Raw genomic sequence first — 15,790 nt, 5'->3', positions numbered from 1 at the left:
CGCGGCCTACTGAGGGCCTATAGCTCAGTTGGTTAGAGCAGAGGACTCATAATCCTTTGGTCCACGGTTCAAGTCCGTGTGGGCCCACCAAACATGAAAAAGCCGCGCATATGTGCGGCTTTTTCGTATCTGCGTGGAGAAGTCCCTTGCCCGACATCCGCCCACCCGTGCTTGATGAAATCGACCGCCAGCTGATCGCTGCCCTGCAAATCAACGCCCGTGAAAGCGTGGCAATGCTGGCCAGGCAACTGGGCATCGCACGCACGACCGTGACTTCTCGGCTGGCGCGACTGGAAAAGGCCAAAGTCATCACCGGTTATGGCGTGCGCCTGGGCCAACGCGTCGTGGATGGCGGGTTGCAGGCGTATGTCGGGATCAAGGTGCAGCCGCGCTCCGGCAAAGAGGTGTTGCGGCGGTTGAGTGCGATGGCCCAGGTGCAGCAGTTGTGTGCGGTGAGTGGCGAATTTGATTATGTGGCGTGGCTGCAAACCGACTCGCCGGAACAACTGGATCAATTGCTGGATCAGATCGGCAGCGTAGACGGCGTGGAGAAGACCACGACTTCAATCATCCTCAGCAGCAAAATTGATCGCGGACATCCAGTCTGATCATTATATTCGTCAGATTGCAGCACCAACGCTCAAAACGACGACACTTTGCGTCTTATTAACGTGTTCTACGCTCCCTAGAATGGCTGGCATCTTTTCCTATACTCAGACGCGCATCCAGCGTCGGGTCGCCAGCAAGGTCAGCCATGAACAAGAACAATCGCCATCCTGCAGACGGTAAGAAACCGATCACCATTTTCGGCCCGGACTTTCCTTTCGCCTTCGACGACTGGATCGAACACCCGGCCGGTCTCGGCAGCATTCCCGAGCACAATCACGGCGCCGAAGTGGCGATCGTCGGTGCCGGCATTGCAGGTCTGGTGGCGGCTTACGAGCTGATGAAACTGGGCTTGAAACCCGTCGTTTATGAGGCCTCGAAGCTTGGCGGCCGTTTGCGCTCCCAGGCATTCAACGGCACTGACGGCATCGTCGCCGAGCTCGGTGGCATGCGCTTCCCGGTGTCTTCCACCGCGTTCTATCACTACGTCGACAAACTCGGTCTGGAGACCAAGCCTTTCCCCAACCCGCTGACGCCGGCCTCCGGCAGTACCGTGATCGACCTGGAAGGTAAAACCCATTACGCACAGAGCCTGAAGGATCTTCCTGCACTGTTCCAGGAAGTGGCTGACGCCTGGGCCGACGCTCTGGAGGCCGGTTCGCAGTTCGCCGATATCCAGCAAGCAATCCGCGACCGCGACGTGCCACGCCTCAAAGAGTTGTGGAACACCCTGGTGCCGCTGTGGGACGACCGCACGTTCTACGACTTTGTCGCCACGTCGAAAGCCTTCGCCAAACTGTCGTTCCATCACCGCGAAGTGTTCGGCCAGGTCGGTTTCGGTACCGGCGGCTGGGACTCGGACTTCCCCAACTCGATGCTGGAAATCTTCCGTGTGGTGATGACCAACTGCGACGATCACCAGCACCTGGTGGTCGGCGGTGTGGAACAAGTGCCGCAGGGCATCTGGCGTCATGCGCCGGAGCGCTGCGTACACTGGCCGCAAGGCACCAGCCTCAAGTCGTTGCACCATGGCGCACCGCGCTCCGGGGTGAAGAAAATCGCCCATGCGCCTGACGGACGTTTCGCGGTCACCGACAACAACGGTGACACCCGCGAATACGCCGCCGTGTTGACCACTTGCCAGAGCTGGCTGCTGACCACCCAGATCGAATGCGACGAAACCCTGTTCTCGCAAAAAATGTGGATGGCGCTGGACCGCACTCGCTACATGCAATCGTCGAAGACGTTCGTGATGGTCGACCGGCCGTTCTGGAAGGACAAGGACCCGGAAACCGGCCGCGACCTGATGAGCATGACCCTCACCGACCGCCTGACCCGTGGCACCTACCTGTTCGACAACGGCGACGACAAACCGGGCGTGATCTGCCTGTCGTACTCGTGGATGAGCGACGCGCTGAAGATGCTCCCGCACCCGGTGGAAAAACGCGTGAAACTGGCGCTGGATGCATTGAAGAAGATTTACCCGAAAGTCGACATCGCCGCGCGGATCATCGGCGATCCGATCACCGTGTCGTGGGAAGCCGACCCGCACTTCCTCGGCGCATTCAAGGGCGCCCTGCCCGGCCACTATCGCTACAACCAGCGCATGTACGCGCACTTCATGCAGGACGACATGCCGGCGGAGCAGCGCGGGATCTTCATCGCTGGCGACGACGTGTCGTGGACGCCAGCCTGGGTCGAAGGTGCAGTGCAGACTTCGCTCAACGCGGTGTGGGGAATCATGAAGCACTTCGGCGGGTCCACACATAAAGAGAACCCCGGCCCGGGTGATGTGTTCAACGACATCGGCCCGATCGCCCTGCCCGAGTAAGAGGAATCCCTGATGCGTGTAGCCCTTTACCAATGCCCACCGCTGCCGCTGGAACCCGCCGCCAACCTCCAGCGCCTGCAACAACTGGCGATGGAGGCCAAAGGCGCCGACCTGCTGGTGGTGCCGGAAATGTTCCTGACCGGCTACAACATCGGCAAGGAAGCGGTCGCGACGCTGGCCGAGGTCTACAACGGTGAATGGGCGCAACAAGTCGGGCGGATCGCCAAGGCTGCCGGCCTGGCGATTCTCTACGGATACCCCGAGCGCACGGCGGATGGGCAGATTTACAACGCCGTGCAGCTAATCGACTCGAACGGCGATCGCTTGTGCAATTACCGCAAGACGCATCTGTTCGGCGATCTGGATCGTTCGATGTTCAGCCCCGGCGATGGCGAATTTCCCATCGTCGAACTCAACGGCTGGAAGCTCGGGTTCCTGATCTGCTACGACCTGGAGTTCCCGGAGAACGCCCGGCGCCTGGCCCTTGAAGGTGCCGAGCTGATTCTGGTGCCGACGGCGAACATGATTCCTTTCGATTTCATTGCCGATGTTTCCGTACGCTCTCGCGCTTTCGAAAACCAGTGCTACGTGGCTTACGCCAACTACTGCGGCCACGAAGGCGATATCCATTACTGCGGACAAAGCAGCATTGCCGCGCCGGATGGCAGCCGCATCGCCCAGGCCGGACTGGATGAAGCCTTGATCGTCGGTGAGCTCAATCGCCAGTTGATGGTCGACTCCCGCAGCGCCAACCGCTACTTCAACGACCGCCGCCCCGAACTTTACGACGCGCTCAACAAGCGCTAATCCGCTAGCATTGGCACTTCACTGTTCTGGAAGTGCCCATGCCTGCGCCGACTCATCCCCGCCCCCACACCGAAACCCTGGCCAACGGCTTGCGCGTGACCCTGCGTCACGTGCCCGGCCTGAAGCGCAGTGCCGCCGCGTTGCGGGTGGCTGCCGGTAGTCATGACGTGCCGTTGGCGTGGCCGGGACTGGCGCATTTCCTTGAGCATTTGCTGTTTCTCGGCACCGAGCGTTTTCCTGCAAGCCAAGGGCTGATGGCCTACGTGCAAGGTCACGGCGGCCAGGTGAATGCCAGCACCCGCGAGCGCACCACCGATTTCTTCTTTGAGTTGCCGCCAGCGTCCTTCAACGGTGGGCTAGAGCGTCTGTCAGACATGCTCACCCATCCCCGTATGAATCCGGACGATCAGTTGCGGGAACGGGAAGTGTTGCAGGCAGAGTTTGTCGCGTGGTCCCAGGACGCCAAAGCTCAGCAGCAAGAGGCGCTGTTCGAGGGATTGTCAGCAGAGCATCCGTTGCGCGGCTTTCATGCAGGGAACCGCGACAGTCTGCCGGTAGAACACGCGGAGTTTCAACAGGCACTGAAAGACTTCCATCAGCAGTTTTACCGCACGGGGCAGATGACCCTGAGTCTGGTCGGGTCGCAGAGCATTGAAGAGCTGCGAGTGCTGGCCGAGCAGTTTGCCGCCGCGCTGACCGCTGGGGATAAAACTGCACAGGCAGCACCAGCTCGCTTGATGGACAACCCACAGACAAGTTATCAACAGGTCGGCGAGCGGCGCGGCAATCTGCTGTTTGCGCTGGAGGACCTGCCGGAGTCGTCGGCCGAAGCGCTGGCGTTTCTCTGTCACTGGTTGAACAGCGCCAAACCCGGCGGGCTGCTCGCCCACTTGCAGCAGCAGGGTCTCGCTGACAGCTTGCAAGCCTGCGTGCAGTACCAGTTCGCAGGGCAAGCCTTGCTGCATCTTCAGTTCACTGCACCCTGCGGGTCACTCGATGCCATTCGCGAGCAATGGCTGGATTGGCTGAGTTTCTTCGCCGCACAGCAGGACTGGCCGGTATTGCGTGAGGAATATGCGGCGCAGCTTCAACGTCAGCAGCAAGTCAGCGGTGCACTGAATCTGGCGCGACTCGACAGCGAACAACTCGAAAGCGGCTTGTCCGAATCGGCCGTTGCGGCGCTCAAAGAGATTCTCGGCAAAATTGGCACTGTGGATAACTTCAGCGGCCACTGGCATCTGCCCGCCGCCAACCCGTTTCTGCGTACAGCCGAACCGCTGGCCAACGCTGGCCTGATCCGTGGCCAGACCAGCGCTCACCGAGGTCTGCGCACGTTTGCTCAGGATCGCTCGCGCACCCGCCGCGAACGCTCCCCAATGCAATTCAGCCAGGCGCTGCCGGATAACAGTGACGAAGGTGCGGTGTATGTGCGCTGGCAGATGGAAGCGGCGGCCACGGCCGACCTGCAAGCGAAACTGCAACGCAGTCTGCGGGAAGTGTCGGATGAAGCACGCCAGGCCGGGGTCGAGCTTTCGTTCAGCACCACGGGCAATCAGTGGCTATTGAAGGTGTCCGGTCTGCAGGACATATTGCCCAGCGTCCTCGAGCATGCGCTGAAACATCTGACGCAAGTTGATCCCGATTCCGCGCGAAGTGAACCGGAAACTCCGTTGATGCCGATTCGCCAATTGCTCAAGGCATTACCCGAACACGCCCTGCAATCGCGAACGACGTCTGACAATGCCACGCACCTGTGGACAACTTCGCGCTGGGACGGCCTGGCGTTGGGACTCAACCCACAGACCCAATCCGCCATGGGCCTGGCCCTGAGCCGCATCCCCGGCATCCCGGACAGTCAATTGCCCGCCCCCTGGGCAACCAATGCCCAATACCTGTGGCAGCAAATCGACAGCGACTCCAGCGAACACGCCTTGCTGCTGTTCTGCCCGACCGCCAGCCACGAAATCGCCGATGAAGCCGCGTGGCGCCTGCTCGCCCACCTGTGCCAGACGCCGTTCTACCAACGCCTGCGAGTCGAACTGCAACTCGGTTACGCGGTGTTCAGCGGGTTGCGTCAGATTCATGGCCAGAGCGGATTGCTGTTCGGCGTGCAATCGCCCTCGGCTACCGCCGCGCAACTGCTCGACCACATTCAGCAGTTTCTCGATGGCCTGCCAGCCCTGATCGAACAACTCGATGACGCCAGCCTCACCCAGCAACGCCAGACGCTTGCCGATCAGTTCGATGACAGCGCCCTGTCCGGCAAAGATGCGGCCGAGTTCCTGTGGCAGGCCCGACTCGCCGGCCACTCGTCGGATTATCTGGCACAACTGCGCTGCGCCATCGCTCAACTGGATCGCCCGGCATTACTGGCCGCCGCACAACGCCTGATCCGCGCCGAGGGCGGCTGGCACGGCCTGTCCAACAACCTTGCGCCGGGCACGCCCTGGCAAGCGGCAAAATGATCATTACCGGGGCTGCAAGGAGCTTTCTCAAAGATTCACGGGCCAACCCCCTGAAATTTTGAGTAACATAGCCACCTAACTATTTGGAACATCCCTGCGCTGCCGTGGACTATACCTATGGATAGCGCTATCTCACCCACCTGAAAAAGGAGTCACCCGATGGCCTGGACCAAACCTGCTTACACCGACCTGCGCATCGGCTTCGAAGTCACCATGTACTTCGCCAGCCGCTGAGTCCTGCCTCAAGCAGAACACTGCAGTGCAACGCCTCGGCTCGCCGGGGCGTTTTATTTTCAGCGTTGAAATGATGGAGCGTTCATGTTCGTCCAGATTCTGGGTTCGGCCGCCGGTGGCGGTTTTCCGCAGTGGAACTGCAACTGCGTCAATTGCGCCGGTTTTCGCGACGGCAGCCTGAATGCCAAGGCCCGCACCCAATCGTCCATTGCCATCTCCGATGACGGCGTGAACTGGGTGCTGTGCAACGCCTCGCCGGACATCCGCGCGCAGCTTCAGAGCTTCGCCCCGATGCAACCGGGCCGAGCCCTGCGTGACACCGGCATCAGCGCGATCATCCTGATGGACAGCCAGATCGACCACACCACCGGCCTGCTCAGCCTGCGCGAAGGCTGCCCGCATCAGGTCTGGTGCACGGACATGGTCCACGAAGACCTGAGCACCGGTTTCCCGTTGTTCACCATGCTCAAGCACTGGAACGGCGGGCTGGACTGGAACCGCATCGAACTCGATCAGAGCTTCACCGTCGCCGCCTGCCCGAACCTGCGCTTCACCCCGCTGCCGTTGCGCAGCGCCGCACCGCCCTATTCGCCACACCGTTTCGACCCGCACCCGGGCGACAACATTGGCCTGATCGTCGAAGACCTCAGCACCGGCGGCAAACTGTTCTATGCCCCGGGCCTGGGCAAGGTCGACGCGCCGTTGCTGGACATCATGGCCGGCAGCGACTGCGTGCTGGTGGACGGGACGATGTGGGACGACGATGAAATGCAGCGCCGTGGCGTCGGCACCCGCACCGGTCGCGAAATGGGCCACCTGGCGCAGAACGGCCCCGGCGGCATGCTCGAAGTGCTGGAACAGCTTCCCGAGCAGCGCAAGGTGCTTATCCACATCAACAACACCAACCCGATCCTCGACGAAGACTCGCCGGAGCGCGCGGAACTGGTGCGACGCAATGTTGAAGTGGCGTATGACGGCATGAGCATTGTCCTGTAACGAATGCCCCGGAGAACCGCAATGACCGACACCCCGCTGTCCCCCGCCGAATTCGAAGCGGCCCTGCGCGCCAAGGGCGCCTATTACCACATTCATCACCCGTATCACGTGGCGATGTATGAAGGCCGGGCCACCCGCGAGCAGATCCAGGGCTGGGTCGCCAATCGCTTCTACTATCAGGTGAACATCCCCCTGAAAGACGCGGCAATTCTGGCCAACTGCCCGGATCGCGAAATCCGCCGCGAGTGGATTCAGCGCCTGCTCGACCACGACGGCGCCCCAGGCGAAGACGGCGGCATCGAAGCCTGGCTGCGTCTCGGCCAGGCCGTCGGTCTCGATCCGGATCAACTGCGCTCCCAGGAACTGGTGCTGCCCGGCGTGCGTTTCGCCGTCGACGCCTACGTCAACTTCGCCCGCCGCGCCAGTTGGCAGGAAGCCGCCAGCAGCTCGCTGACCGAGCTGTTCGCGCCGCAGATCCACCAGTCGCGTCTCGACAGCTGGCCGCAGCATTACCCGTGGATCGACCCGGCCGGCTACGAATATTTCCGTACCCGTCTCGGTCAGGCCCGGCGCGATGTCGAGCATGGTCTGGCGATCACGCTGGAGCACTACAAGACCCGCGAGGGTCAGGAGCGCATGCTGGAAATTCTCCAGTTCAAACTGGACATCCTTTGGAGCATGCTCGATGCCATGAGCATGGCCTACGAACTGAACCGCCCGCCGTATCACAGCGTCACCGATCAACGGGTCTGGCATAAAGGAATCGCCTTATGAGTTTCGACCGCAGCAAGACCCCGACCTGGCGTCCCGGCTACCGTTTCCAGTACGAACCGGCGCAGAAAGGCCATGTGCTGCTGTACCCGGAAGGCATGATCAAACTCAATGAAAGCGCCGCGCTGATCGGCGGTCTGATCGACGGTGAGCGGAATGTCGCGGCAATCATCGCCGAACTCGACCAACAGTTCCCCGGCGTGCCCGAGCTCGGTGACGACATCGAGCAATTCATGGAGGTTGCCCGTGCGCAGCACTGGATCGAACTTGCCTGAGTCATCGGTGCAAGTCCCGGCCAAACCGGAAATCGGCCTGCCGCTGTGGCTGCTCGCCGAGCTGACTTACCGCTGCCCGCTGCAATGCCCGTACTGCTCCAATCCGCTGGATTTCGCCGAGCAGGGCAAAGAGCTGAGCACCGAGCAGTGGATCAAGGTATTTCGCGAAGCGCGGGAGATGGGTGCGGCGCAACTGGGCTTTTCCGGGGGCGAGCCGCTGGTGCGCCAGGACCTCGCCGAGCTGATCCGTGAAGCGCGCCAGTTGGGTTTCTACACCAACCTGATCACCTCCGGCATCGGCCTGACCGAGCAGAAGATCAGCGACTTCAAGAAAGCCGGGCTCGACCACATCCAGATCAGTTTCCAGGCCAGCGACGAGCAAGTGAACAACCTCCTCGCCGGCTCGAAAAAAGCCTTCGCGCAGAAACTGGAAATGGCGCGCGCCGTGAAGGCCCACGGCTATCCGATGGTGCTGAACTTCGTCACGCATCGGCACAACATCGACAAGATCGACCGCATCATCGAGCTGTGCATCGCGCTCGAAGCGGACTTCGTCGAGCTCGCCACCTGCCAGTTCTACGGCTGGGCACAGCTCAATCGTGTCGGCCTGTTGCCGACCAAGGAACAACTGGTCCGCGCCGAACGCATCACCAATGAATACCGCGCCAAACTGGAAGCCGAAGGGCATCCGTGCAAGCTGATTTTCGTCACCCCGGACTACTACGAAGAGCGCCCGAAAGCCTGCATGAACGGCTGGGGCAGCCTGTTTCTGACGGTCACGCCGGACGGCACTGCCCTGCCCTGTCATGGCGCCCGACAGCTGCCGGTACAATTTCCCAATGTGCGCGACCACAGCATGCAGCACATCTGGTACGACTCGTTCGGCTTCAACCGCTTTCGTGGTTATGACTGGATGCCCGAGCCGTGCCGATCCTGCGACGAAAAGGAGCAGGACTTTGGTGGCTGCCGCTGCCAGGCGTTCATGCTCACCGGCGATGCCAGCAATGCCGACCCGGTGTGCAGCAAATCCGAACATCACGGTGTGATCCTCAAGGCCCGCGAAGAAGCCAAGCACGCCACCCAGACCATCGAACAACTGGCCTTTCGCAATGAACGAAACTCGCGCCTCATCGCCAAAGGCTGAGCCTTTCAGCGCCACTGCCGCGGTTGCCGCCGGCGTGGATTTCGCCGAATTGCAGCTCGGTGCCCATGGCTTGTTCTGGAATGAATACCGCCCCGCAGACGCCGCATGCCGGATCTGGCACTGGCGCGAAGGCGTGGCGAAATGTCTGACGCCTGCGGGTTTCAGCGTACGCAGCCGGGTGTACGAATATGGTGGTGGGGCGTTTTGTCTGACGCCTGATGGGATTGTTTTCGTCAACGAGGCGGATCAACAGCTGTATCGCCAGACGTTGGATGGAGAGCCCGAGGTTCTGACGTCGGACGAGTGCCGATATGGTGATCTGCACTTTGCCGATGGGCAGGTGCTGGCCGTTGAAGAGAACGGTGATTGCCATCGGCTGGTGGCCATCGATCTGGCGACTGGTGCCCGCCACAGGCTGGCTGAAGGCGCGGACTTCTACGCCTCGCCAATCATCAGCCCGGATGGCCAGCGCCTGGCGTGGATCGAGTGGAGCCGCCCGCATCAACCGTGGACGTCCACCCGTTTGATGCTCGCCGAGCGCACAGGTAATGGGTTTTCTGCCCCACGTTGCGTGGCCGGTGAAACGCTTGAAGAGTCGATCCAGCAACCGCGCTTCGATGCCAATGGCCGACTGGGCTGCCTGACCGACCGTAACGGATATTGGCAGCTGTGGAGCGAGTCTGCAGACGGCTTGCAACCGTCACCTTGCGCTCCGGCCGATCACGCGCCGGCCCCATGGCAACTCGGCGGCTGCACCTGGCTGCCCATCGACGAAGGCTTTTTGGCGAGCTGGAGCGAAGGCGGTTTTGGTCGTCTGGCCCTCAACGGCGAAGACTTCACCGGCGACTACAGTCGCTTCCGTCATCTGGCTGTCGATGATCAGTTCATTTACTGCATCGCCGCTTCACCGATCAGCCCTTCAGCGGTACTCGCCATTGATCGCGAGTCGCGTGAAGTGAAGGTGCTGGCCGGCGGCATTGCACCGCTGCCTGCCGAGCGCATCAGCCGCCCGCAAACCCTGCGCTATCCCAGCGGTTCGGGCGAGGCTCACGGCTTCTTTTACCCGACCACGAATTGCGAAAAGAAACCGCCACTGGTGGTGTTCATCCATGGCGGCCCGACATCGGCGTGCTACCCGATGCTCGACCCGCGCATCCAGTACTGGACGCAACGCGGCTTCGCCGTTGCCGACCTCAACTACCGCGGCAGCAGCGGCTATGGCCGGGAGTATCGACAGGCGCTACATCTGAGTTGGGGCGCAGTGGATGTCGAGGATGCTTGCGCAGTGGTGGCCTATCTGGCTGAACGCGGCATGATCGACGGCGAGCGTGCATTCATCCGTGGCGGCAGCGCCGGTGGTTACACGACGTTGTGTGCCCTGGCGTTCCATCAGGTGTTCCGCGCTGGCGCCAGCCTGTACGGCGTCAGTGACCCGGTCGCCCTGGGCCGCGCGACACACAAGTTCGAAGGCGATTATCTGGACTGGCTGATCGGCGATCCCGAGCAAGACGCCGAACGCTACGCGGCCCGCACGCCGTTGCTGCACGCCAGCAACATTCGCGTACCGGTGATTTTCTTCCAGGGTGAACTGGACGCCGTGGTCGTGCCGCAACAGACCCGCGACATGGTCGCGGCTCTGGAGCAAAACGGCATTGAGGTCGAAGCGCATTACTACGCCGACGAACGTCACGGCTTCCGCCGGGCCGTCAATCAGGCCCATGCGCTGGAGCAGGAGTGGCGCTTCTACCGGCGAGTGATGGGTCTGGCGGACTGAAACTCAGCGCTTGGCGATGATGTATACCGCATGCACGATCCCCGGGATGTAACCGCACAGCGTCAGCAGAATGTTCAGCCAGAACGCACCGCCGAACCCGACCTGCAGAAACACACCCAGTGGCGGCAACAGAATGGCGATGATGATTCGAATGAAGTCCATGGGGCAGCTCCTGATTGGGGGTTGGCTCGACTGAGCCATACAAGCTAATCGACCTGTGCCGTTTGTCAGGGTTCAGTACAACCCGCGATCTCGCCATTTGAATGCCATTACCCGGCCACAAAAAAACGCCCCACGCCAAAAGAATCAGGCGTGGGGCGTGCGTTATACCGCGAGACGGTTCTTGAATTCGGGTGGGAAACTTCAGCTCAGACGGCAATCCCTTTGCGGCATTGCAGTTGCGCGGTGCGTACCCGGGAGAAGGCGCGCGCCAGACGCAGGATCATTTCGTCGATGTTGGCCTTGCTGACGGTGAGCGCCGGGGTAAAGCGCAGGCAGTTGGCCTGCGGGGCGTTGAGCAGCAAGCCTTCATGGAGCGCCGCTTTGACGACGGCCTCGGCGGAATCTTCCGACAAGGTCAGTCCCCAAAACAGCCCTTGCCCGCGCAACTCGCCATGTTCATAACGATGGGCCAGACGAGCGAGCCCTTCGCGCAGATGCTGGCCGTTGTCCCGGATCTGTTCGAGGAATGCGCGGTCCTGCACGCTGTCGAGCACCACTAGCCCTGCAGCGGTCATCAGCGCGTTGCCGTGATGAGTACCGCCCAACTCGCCGGAGTCGAAACAGCAGGCCTTGCCTCGCGCCAGCAATGCCGCCAGTGGCACGCCACCGCCGAGGCCTTTGCCGAGTACGACGATATCGGCGCGCACGCCGTAGGATTGTTCGGCGAGCAAGGTGCCGCAGCGGCCGATGCCGGTCTGCACCTCGTCGAGAATCAGCAGAATCCCCAGCTCACGGCACAGGCGCTCGACACCCTTGAGGTAATGCTCAGTCGCAGGAATCACACCGGCATCGCTCTGGATCGGTTCGAGCATGATCGCCACGGTCTGCGCATCGACCGCTGCATGCAGCGCTGGCAGGTCATTGAACGGCACCAGATCAAAGCCCGGCAGCAACGGCGCGAAGCGGTTGTGCAGGTTGCAACTGTCCGACGCCGAAATCGTCGCCAGACTACGTCCGTGACAACCTTGTCTGGCGACAATGATCCGCGAGGCACCACCGCGATGCAGTTGACCCCATTTACGCGCCAGCTTGATTGCGGCTTCACAGGCTTCGCTGCCACTGTTGAGCAAATATGCTTGATCGCTTGAGGTACTGGCACACAGACGCTCGGCGAGGCTGAGCATGCCGCGATTGTGCAGATTGAAGCCGGGATTGATCAGGGCCTGGGCCTGGCTGGCGATGGCTTTGACCAGTGCCGAAGGGCTGTGGCCGAGGCTGTTGGCGCCACCGGCCTGGGAAAAGTCCAGATAGGCGCGGTCATTGCTGTCCCACAACCAGGAACCCTGGCCGCGAACAAATACCTGTTGCGGGCGTTCGACGCTGGGCATCAGCCGCTCGGCATTCAGGCCGTCAGCGGCATCCGATTCATGGGTTTCAAAAGCCAGGTCATCGAGGCTTGGTGTCTGGCGCCGCAGGCTGAACAGGTTCATTGCAAAAAGCCTCGCTGGAGGTTTTTTGAACTGCCTATGTAATCGTTATCGAAACAATTGCTGGTCATTGCCCTTTCCGGCCCTGTAAGCCCCGTGGATGCGGTTAGACTAGGCTCACACACGGCCGCCGGCCATTTCGATTTCCCAGCATTTTCGATAAGTGTTACTTATGGATTTCAAACAACTGCGTTATTTCGTCGCGGTCTACGAAGAAGGTCACGTCGGACGTGCCGCCGAGCGCTTGTCGATCTCTCAGCCTGCGCTGTCCCAGCAGATCCGCCATCTGGAACAGAACCTCGACGTCACCCTGTTCGAACGCAGCAGCAAACGCCTGCTGCCGACCCTCGCCGCCCATACGCTGTACAACCACGCTCTGCCCCTGCTCGACGGCATGCAACGCGCGCGTGAGGCGCTGGGCAACTTCAAAGGTCAGGCACTGCGTACGCTGGCGATTGGCGTGCTGCAAACCGTGCACACCAGCCTGGTGCCGCAAATGCTGGAACGGGTGCGCAAGGCCCAGCCGCATCTGGTGGTGCAGATTTATGAACTGACAGGATTGGAGATCGAGCGGCGCCTGCTCAATGGCTCGCTGGACATTGGCATCAGTTATCTGCCGCCACGCCAGCCGGGGCTGCACGGCGTGATGCTGTACGAAGATGAACTGACGCTGGTCATCCCGGCGGATCATCCGCTGCGTGAATTCAAGAAAGTTTCGATGAGTCAGGCGGCCGAATTGCCGATGCTGCTATTGGGTGAAGAATTTCAGATCCGCCAGATCTGGCAGGCGCAACTGGCCAGCCTCGGACGTCGCCCGCAAGTGCAGGCGGAACTGAACAACATGGTGGGGATTCTCGACAGCCTGCCGCACACACGTCTGGCGACGGTGCTGCCCGGTCGTTCGCAAAAGGAGTACGACGATCAGGATCTGCTGTGGAAACCGCTAAGTGAGCCGCGTGTGCCGCTGAAGGTCGGGCTGGTGTGTCGCGACGTACAACGCCAGCAGGCGCCATTGGCCTTGCTGCGAACCTTGCTGGAGGAAGTGATGCAGCGCGAGGACAAACCGCTCAAAGGCACGCCGGCCATGGATCCGCTGAGCTGAAAACTTTTCTACGGGCAAAAGAAAACCCCGCCGAAGCGGGGCTTTGCAGACTGTTTCCCTGACATCCATTTCACTCCGCCACCCTGGCAGAATCCTACGTGTCCGTGTTGTTGCTTTGCGCTTCCTGCGCGACGTCCATGAAATGTAGATTAGCTCTGGATCCAATTTGCGCATATGGGAGAACAGCAGCACGTCATGTAAGAGATTGCTTACATGACGTTACATCATCAGAACTGCCCGGCATCCAACAGGAACAGCGACTCGCTGCCAGCCTTGACCGACGCGCTCAACGAGTGAATCCGCGGCAGCAGACGGGCGAAATAGAACCGCGCGGTGCCGAGTTTGCTCGCGTAGAAATCGTCCTGCGCTTCTTTGCCCAGCGATGCCTTGGCCATCAGCGCCCACATGTAGGCGTAGGAAACGTAGCCAAACACCTGCAGATACTCGACCGACGCCGCACCGATTTCGTTCGGATTGGTTTTCGCCCGGTCCAGCAGCCACGAGGTCAGTTCGTCGAGGGTGTCGACGGCGTCATTCAGCGGCTTGGTGAACTCACCCAGATCGGCACTGGCGGTCGCGGTGAAATGGCGGATCTCGTCGGCGAACAGTTTGTAGAACGCACCGCCGCTGCCGACGATCTTGCGACCCACCAGGTCCAGCGCCTGAATGCCGTTGGTGCCTTCGTAGATCTGGGTGATGCGTACGTCACGCACCAGTTGCTCCTGGCCCCACTCGCGGATGTAGCCGTGGCCGCCGAAGATCTGCTGGCCATGGACAGTGGTTTCCAGACCCAGATCGGTCAGGAACGCCTTGGCCACTGGCGTCAGCAAGGCAACCAGGTCCTCGGCACGTTTACGGGTGGCAGCGTCTTCACTGAACTTGGCGGTGTCGAGTTGCATCGCCACGTAGGTGGAGAACGCACGGCCGCCTTCGTTCGAGGCTTTCATGGTCAGCAACATGCGACGCACGTCCGGGTGGACGATGATCGGGTCGGCAACCTTGTCCTTGTTCTGCGCGCCGGTCGGCGAACGGCTTTGCAGGCGGTCGCGGGCGTATTCGATGGCGTTCTGGTACGAGCGCTCGCCGGTAGCCAGGCCTTGGATACCGACACCCAGACGCTCGTAGTTCATCATGGTGAACATCGCGGCCAGGCCTTTGTTCGGCTCGCCGACCAGGTAACCCACGGCTTCGTCGAAGTTCATCACGCAGGTGGCGGAGGCCTGGATGCCCATCTTGTGTTCGATCGAACCGCAGTTCGCCGGGTTGCGCGCGCCCAGGCTGCCATCGGCGTTGACCATGAACTTCGGCACCAGGAACAGCGAAATGCCTTTCGGCCCCGCCGGCGCGTCCGGCAGCTTGGCCAGCACCAGGTGGATGATGTTTTCGGTCAGGTCGTGCTCACCGCCGGTGATGAAGATCTTGGTGCCGCTGACCTTGTAGGAACCGTCCGCCTGAGGTTCGGCCTTGGTACGAATGATGCCCAGGTCGGTGCCGGCATGCGGCTCGGTCAGGCACATGGAACCGGCCCAGATCCCCGCGTACATGTTCGGCAGGTAAGCGGCTTTCAGCTCTTCGCTGGCGTGGGCGTTGATCGACAGGCAGGCGCCGGCAGTCAGCATCGGATATAGACCGAAGGACAGGCTGGCGGAGTTGACCATTTCTTCGACCTGGGCCGACACGGCTTTGGGCATGCCCATGCCGCCGTATTCCGGATCACCGCCAACACCGACCCAGCCGCCTTCGGCATAAGTCTGATAGGCCTGTGGGAAACCGGCCGGCGTGGTGACGGCACCGTCGGCCCAGTGGCAGCCTTCTTCGTCGGCCGCACGGCTCAGGGGCGCGATGCTTTTGCTGGTGACCTTGCCGGCCTCTTCGAGGATGGCTTCGACGGTTTCGGCGTCGACAGTCTCGGCCAGGGCCGGCAGTTCGGCCCAGAGTTTGGCGACTTCGAACACTTCATTGAGGACGAAGCGCATATCGCGCAGCGGCGCTTTGTAGTCAGCCATGGCAAACCTCGCAAAGATCTAAACAGGTGATTCGTGGAAAGGTGATTTCGTTGAGCTGGAGTGTAACCCAACAACTTTTGCGACACATAGGGTCAGGCGGTGACTGATTTGTTATTTTTAGTCACCAGCA

General features: G+C 61.2%; 14 protein-coding genes and 1 tRNA gene. 12 read left to right on the top strand and 3 right to left on the bottom strand.

Features of this window, described 5'->3' with window-relative positions; translation table 11 throughout:
• Positions 1–13 precede the first annotated feature (13 nt).
• The 11 genes from AC1RR7_RS11105 to AC1RR7_RS11055 all read left to right on the top strand — a co-directional run bounded on the left by AC1RR7_RS11105 (position 14) and on the right by AC1RR7_RS11055 (position 10,903).
• A tRNA-Ile gene (locus AC1RR7_RS11105) sits at positions 14–90 on the top strand.
• Between the two features lie 56 nt (positions 91–146).
• Positions 147–608 (top strand): Lrp/AsnC family transcriptional regulator, encoded by a 462-nt coding sequence (locus tag AC1RR7_RS11100; protein WP_493157400.1) that lies wholly within the window; start codon positions 147–149, stop codon positions 606–608.
• A 146-nt stretch (positions 609–754) separates the two neighbouring features.
• A complete protein-coding gene (locus AC1RR7_RS11095; protein ID WP_096817873.1) occupies positions 755–2,437 on the top strand; it encodes a flavin monoamine oxidase family protein in 1,683 nt (560 codons plus the stop codon).
• Positions 2,438–2,449: 12 nt separating this feature from the next.
• On the top strand, positions 2,450–3,244 hold the full coding sequence (locus AC1RR7_RS11090) for a carbon-nitrogen hydrolase family protein (RefSeq protein WP_096817871.1): 795 nt from the start codon (positions 2,450–2,452) through the stop codon (positions 3,242–3,244).
• A gap of 38 nt (positions 3,245–3,282) precedes the next feature.
• Entirely contained in the window at positions 3,283–5,709 is a 2,427-nt protein-coding gene (gene pqqF, locus AC1RR7_RS11085) for a pyrroloquinoline quinone biosynthesis protein PqqF (RefSeq protein ID WP_493157398.1), read from the top strand.
• Between the two features lie 159 nt (positions 5,710–5,868).
• A complete protein-coding gene (pqqA, locus tag AC1RR7_RS11080) occupies positions 5,869–5,943 on the top strand; it encodes a pyrroloquinoline quinone precursor peptide PqqA (protein WP_003444522.1) in 75 nt (24 codons plus the stop codon).
• A gap of 84 nt (positions 5,944–6,027) precedes the next feature.
• Positions 6,028–6,939: a pyrroloquinoline quinone biosynthesis protein PqqB gene (gene pqqB / locus AC1RR7_RS11075; protein ID WP_493065745.1), complete on the top strand. Its 912-nt coding sequence runs from the start codon at positions 6,028–6,030 to the stop codon at positions 6,937–6,939.
• 21 nt (positions 6,940–6,960) lie between these two features.
• Positions 6,961–7,713 (top strand): pyrroloquinoline-quinone synthase PqqC, encoded by a 753-nt coding sequence (gene pqqC, locus AC1RR7_RS11070; RefSeq protein WP_011336228.1) that lies wholly within the window; start codon positions 6,961–6,963, stop codon positions 7,711–7,713.
• A complete protein-coding gene (gene pqqD / locus AC1RR7_RS11065; RefSeq protein WP_476199381.1) occupies positions 7,710–7,985 on the top strand; it encodes a pyrroloquinoline quinone biosynthesis peptide chaperone PqqD in 276 nt (91 codons plus the stop codon). Before pqqC ends, pqqD begins: the two co-directional genes overlap by 4 nt.
• A gap of 7 nt (positions 7,986–7,992) precedes the next feature.
• The gene (gene pqqE, locus AC1RR7_RS11060; RefSeq protein ID WP_493157438.1) at positions 7,993–9,129 is read left to right on the top strand and encodes a pyrroloquinoline quinone biosynthesis protein PqqE; all 1,137 of its coding nucleotides are present in this window, start codon (positions 7,993–7,995) and stop codon (positions 9,127–9,129) included.
• A complete protein-coding gene (locus AC1RR7_RS11055) occupies positions 9,095–10,903 on the top strand; it encodes a S9 family peptidase (protein WP_493157396.1) in 1,809 nt (602 codons plus the stop codon). The genes pqqE and AC1RR7_RS11055 overlap by 35 nt, the downstream gene beginning before the upstream one ends.
• Positions 10,904–10,906: 3 nt before the next feature.
• On the opposite strand, the gene AC1RR7_RS11050 is transcribed toward AC1RR7_RS11055, so the two are convergent.
• Both AC1RR7_RS11050 and AC1RR7_RS11045 read right to left on the bottom strand, forming a co-directional pair.
• Positions 10,907–11,065 (bottom strand): YqaE/Pmp3 family membrane protein, encoded by a 159-nt coding sequence (locus AC1RR7_RS11050; protein ID WP_003228885.1) that lies wholly within the window; start codon positions 11,063–11,065, stop codon positions 10,907–10,909.
• Positions 11,066–11,271: 206 nt separating this feature from the next.
• Positions 11,272–12,555, bottom strand: coding sequence for an aspartate aminotransferase family protein (locus AC1RR7_RS11045; RefSeq protein WP_493157394.1), 1,284 nt, complete (start codon positions 12,553–12,555; stop codon positions 11,272–11,274).
• 169 nt (positions 12,556–12,724) lie between these two features.
• Between AC1RR7_RS11045 and AC1RR7_RS11040 the strand changes: the two genes are divergently transcribed.
• Positions 12,725–13,654: a LysR family transcriptional regulator gene (locus AC1RR7_RS11040; protein ID WP_102619775.1), complete on the top strand. Its 930-nt coding sequence runs from the start codon at positions 12,725–12,727 to the stop codon at positions 13,652–13,654.
• A 227-nt stretch (positions 13,655–13,881) separates the two neighbouring features.
• Here AC1RR7_RS11040 and AC1RR7_RS11035 read toward each other — a convergent pair whose 3' ends face one another.
• The gene (locus AC1RR7_RS11035) at positions 13,882–15,660 is read right to left on the bottom strand and encodes an acyl-CoA dehydrogenase C-terminal domain-containing protein (RefSeq protein ID WP_102619774.1); all 1,779 of its coding nucleotides are present in this window, start codon (positions 15,658–15,660) and stop codon (positions 13,882–13,884) included.
• Positions 15,661–15,790: the final 130 nt, after the last annotated feature.

The sequence above is a fragment of the Pseudomonas sp. GW821-FHT11G12 genome (assembly GCF_058808055.1).
The sequence above is the reverse complement of the archived record's forward strand: the minus strand, read 5'-3'. Positions and strand labels throughout refer to the sequence as shown.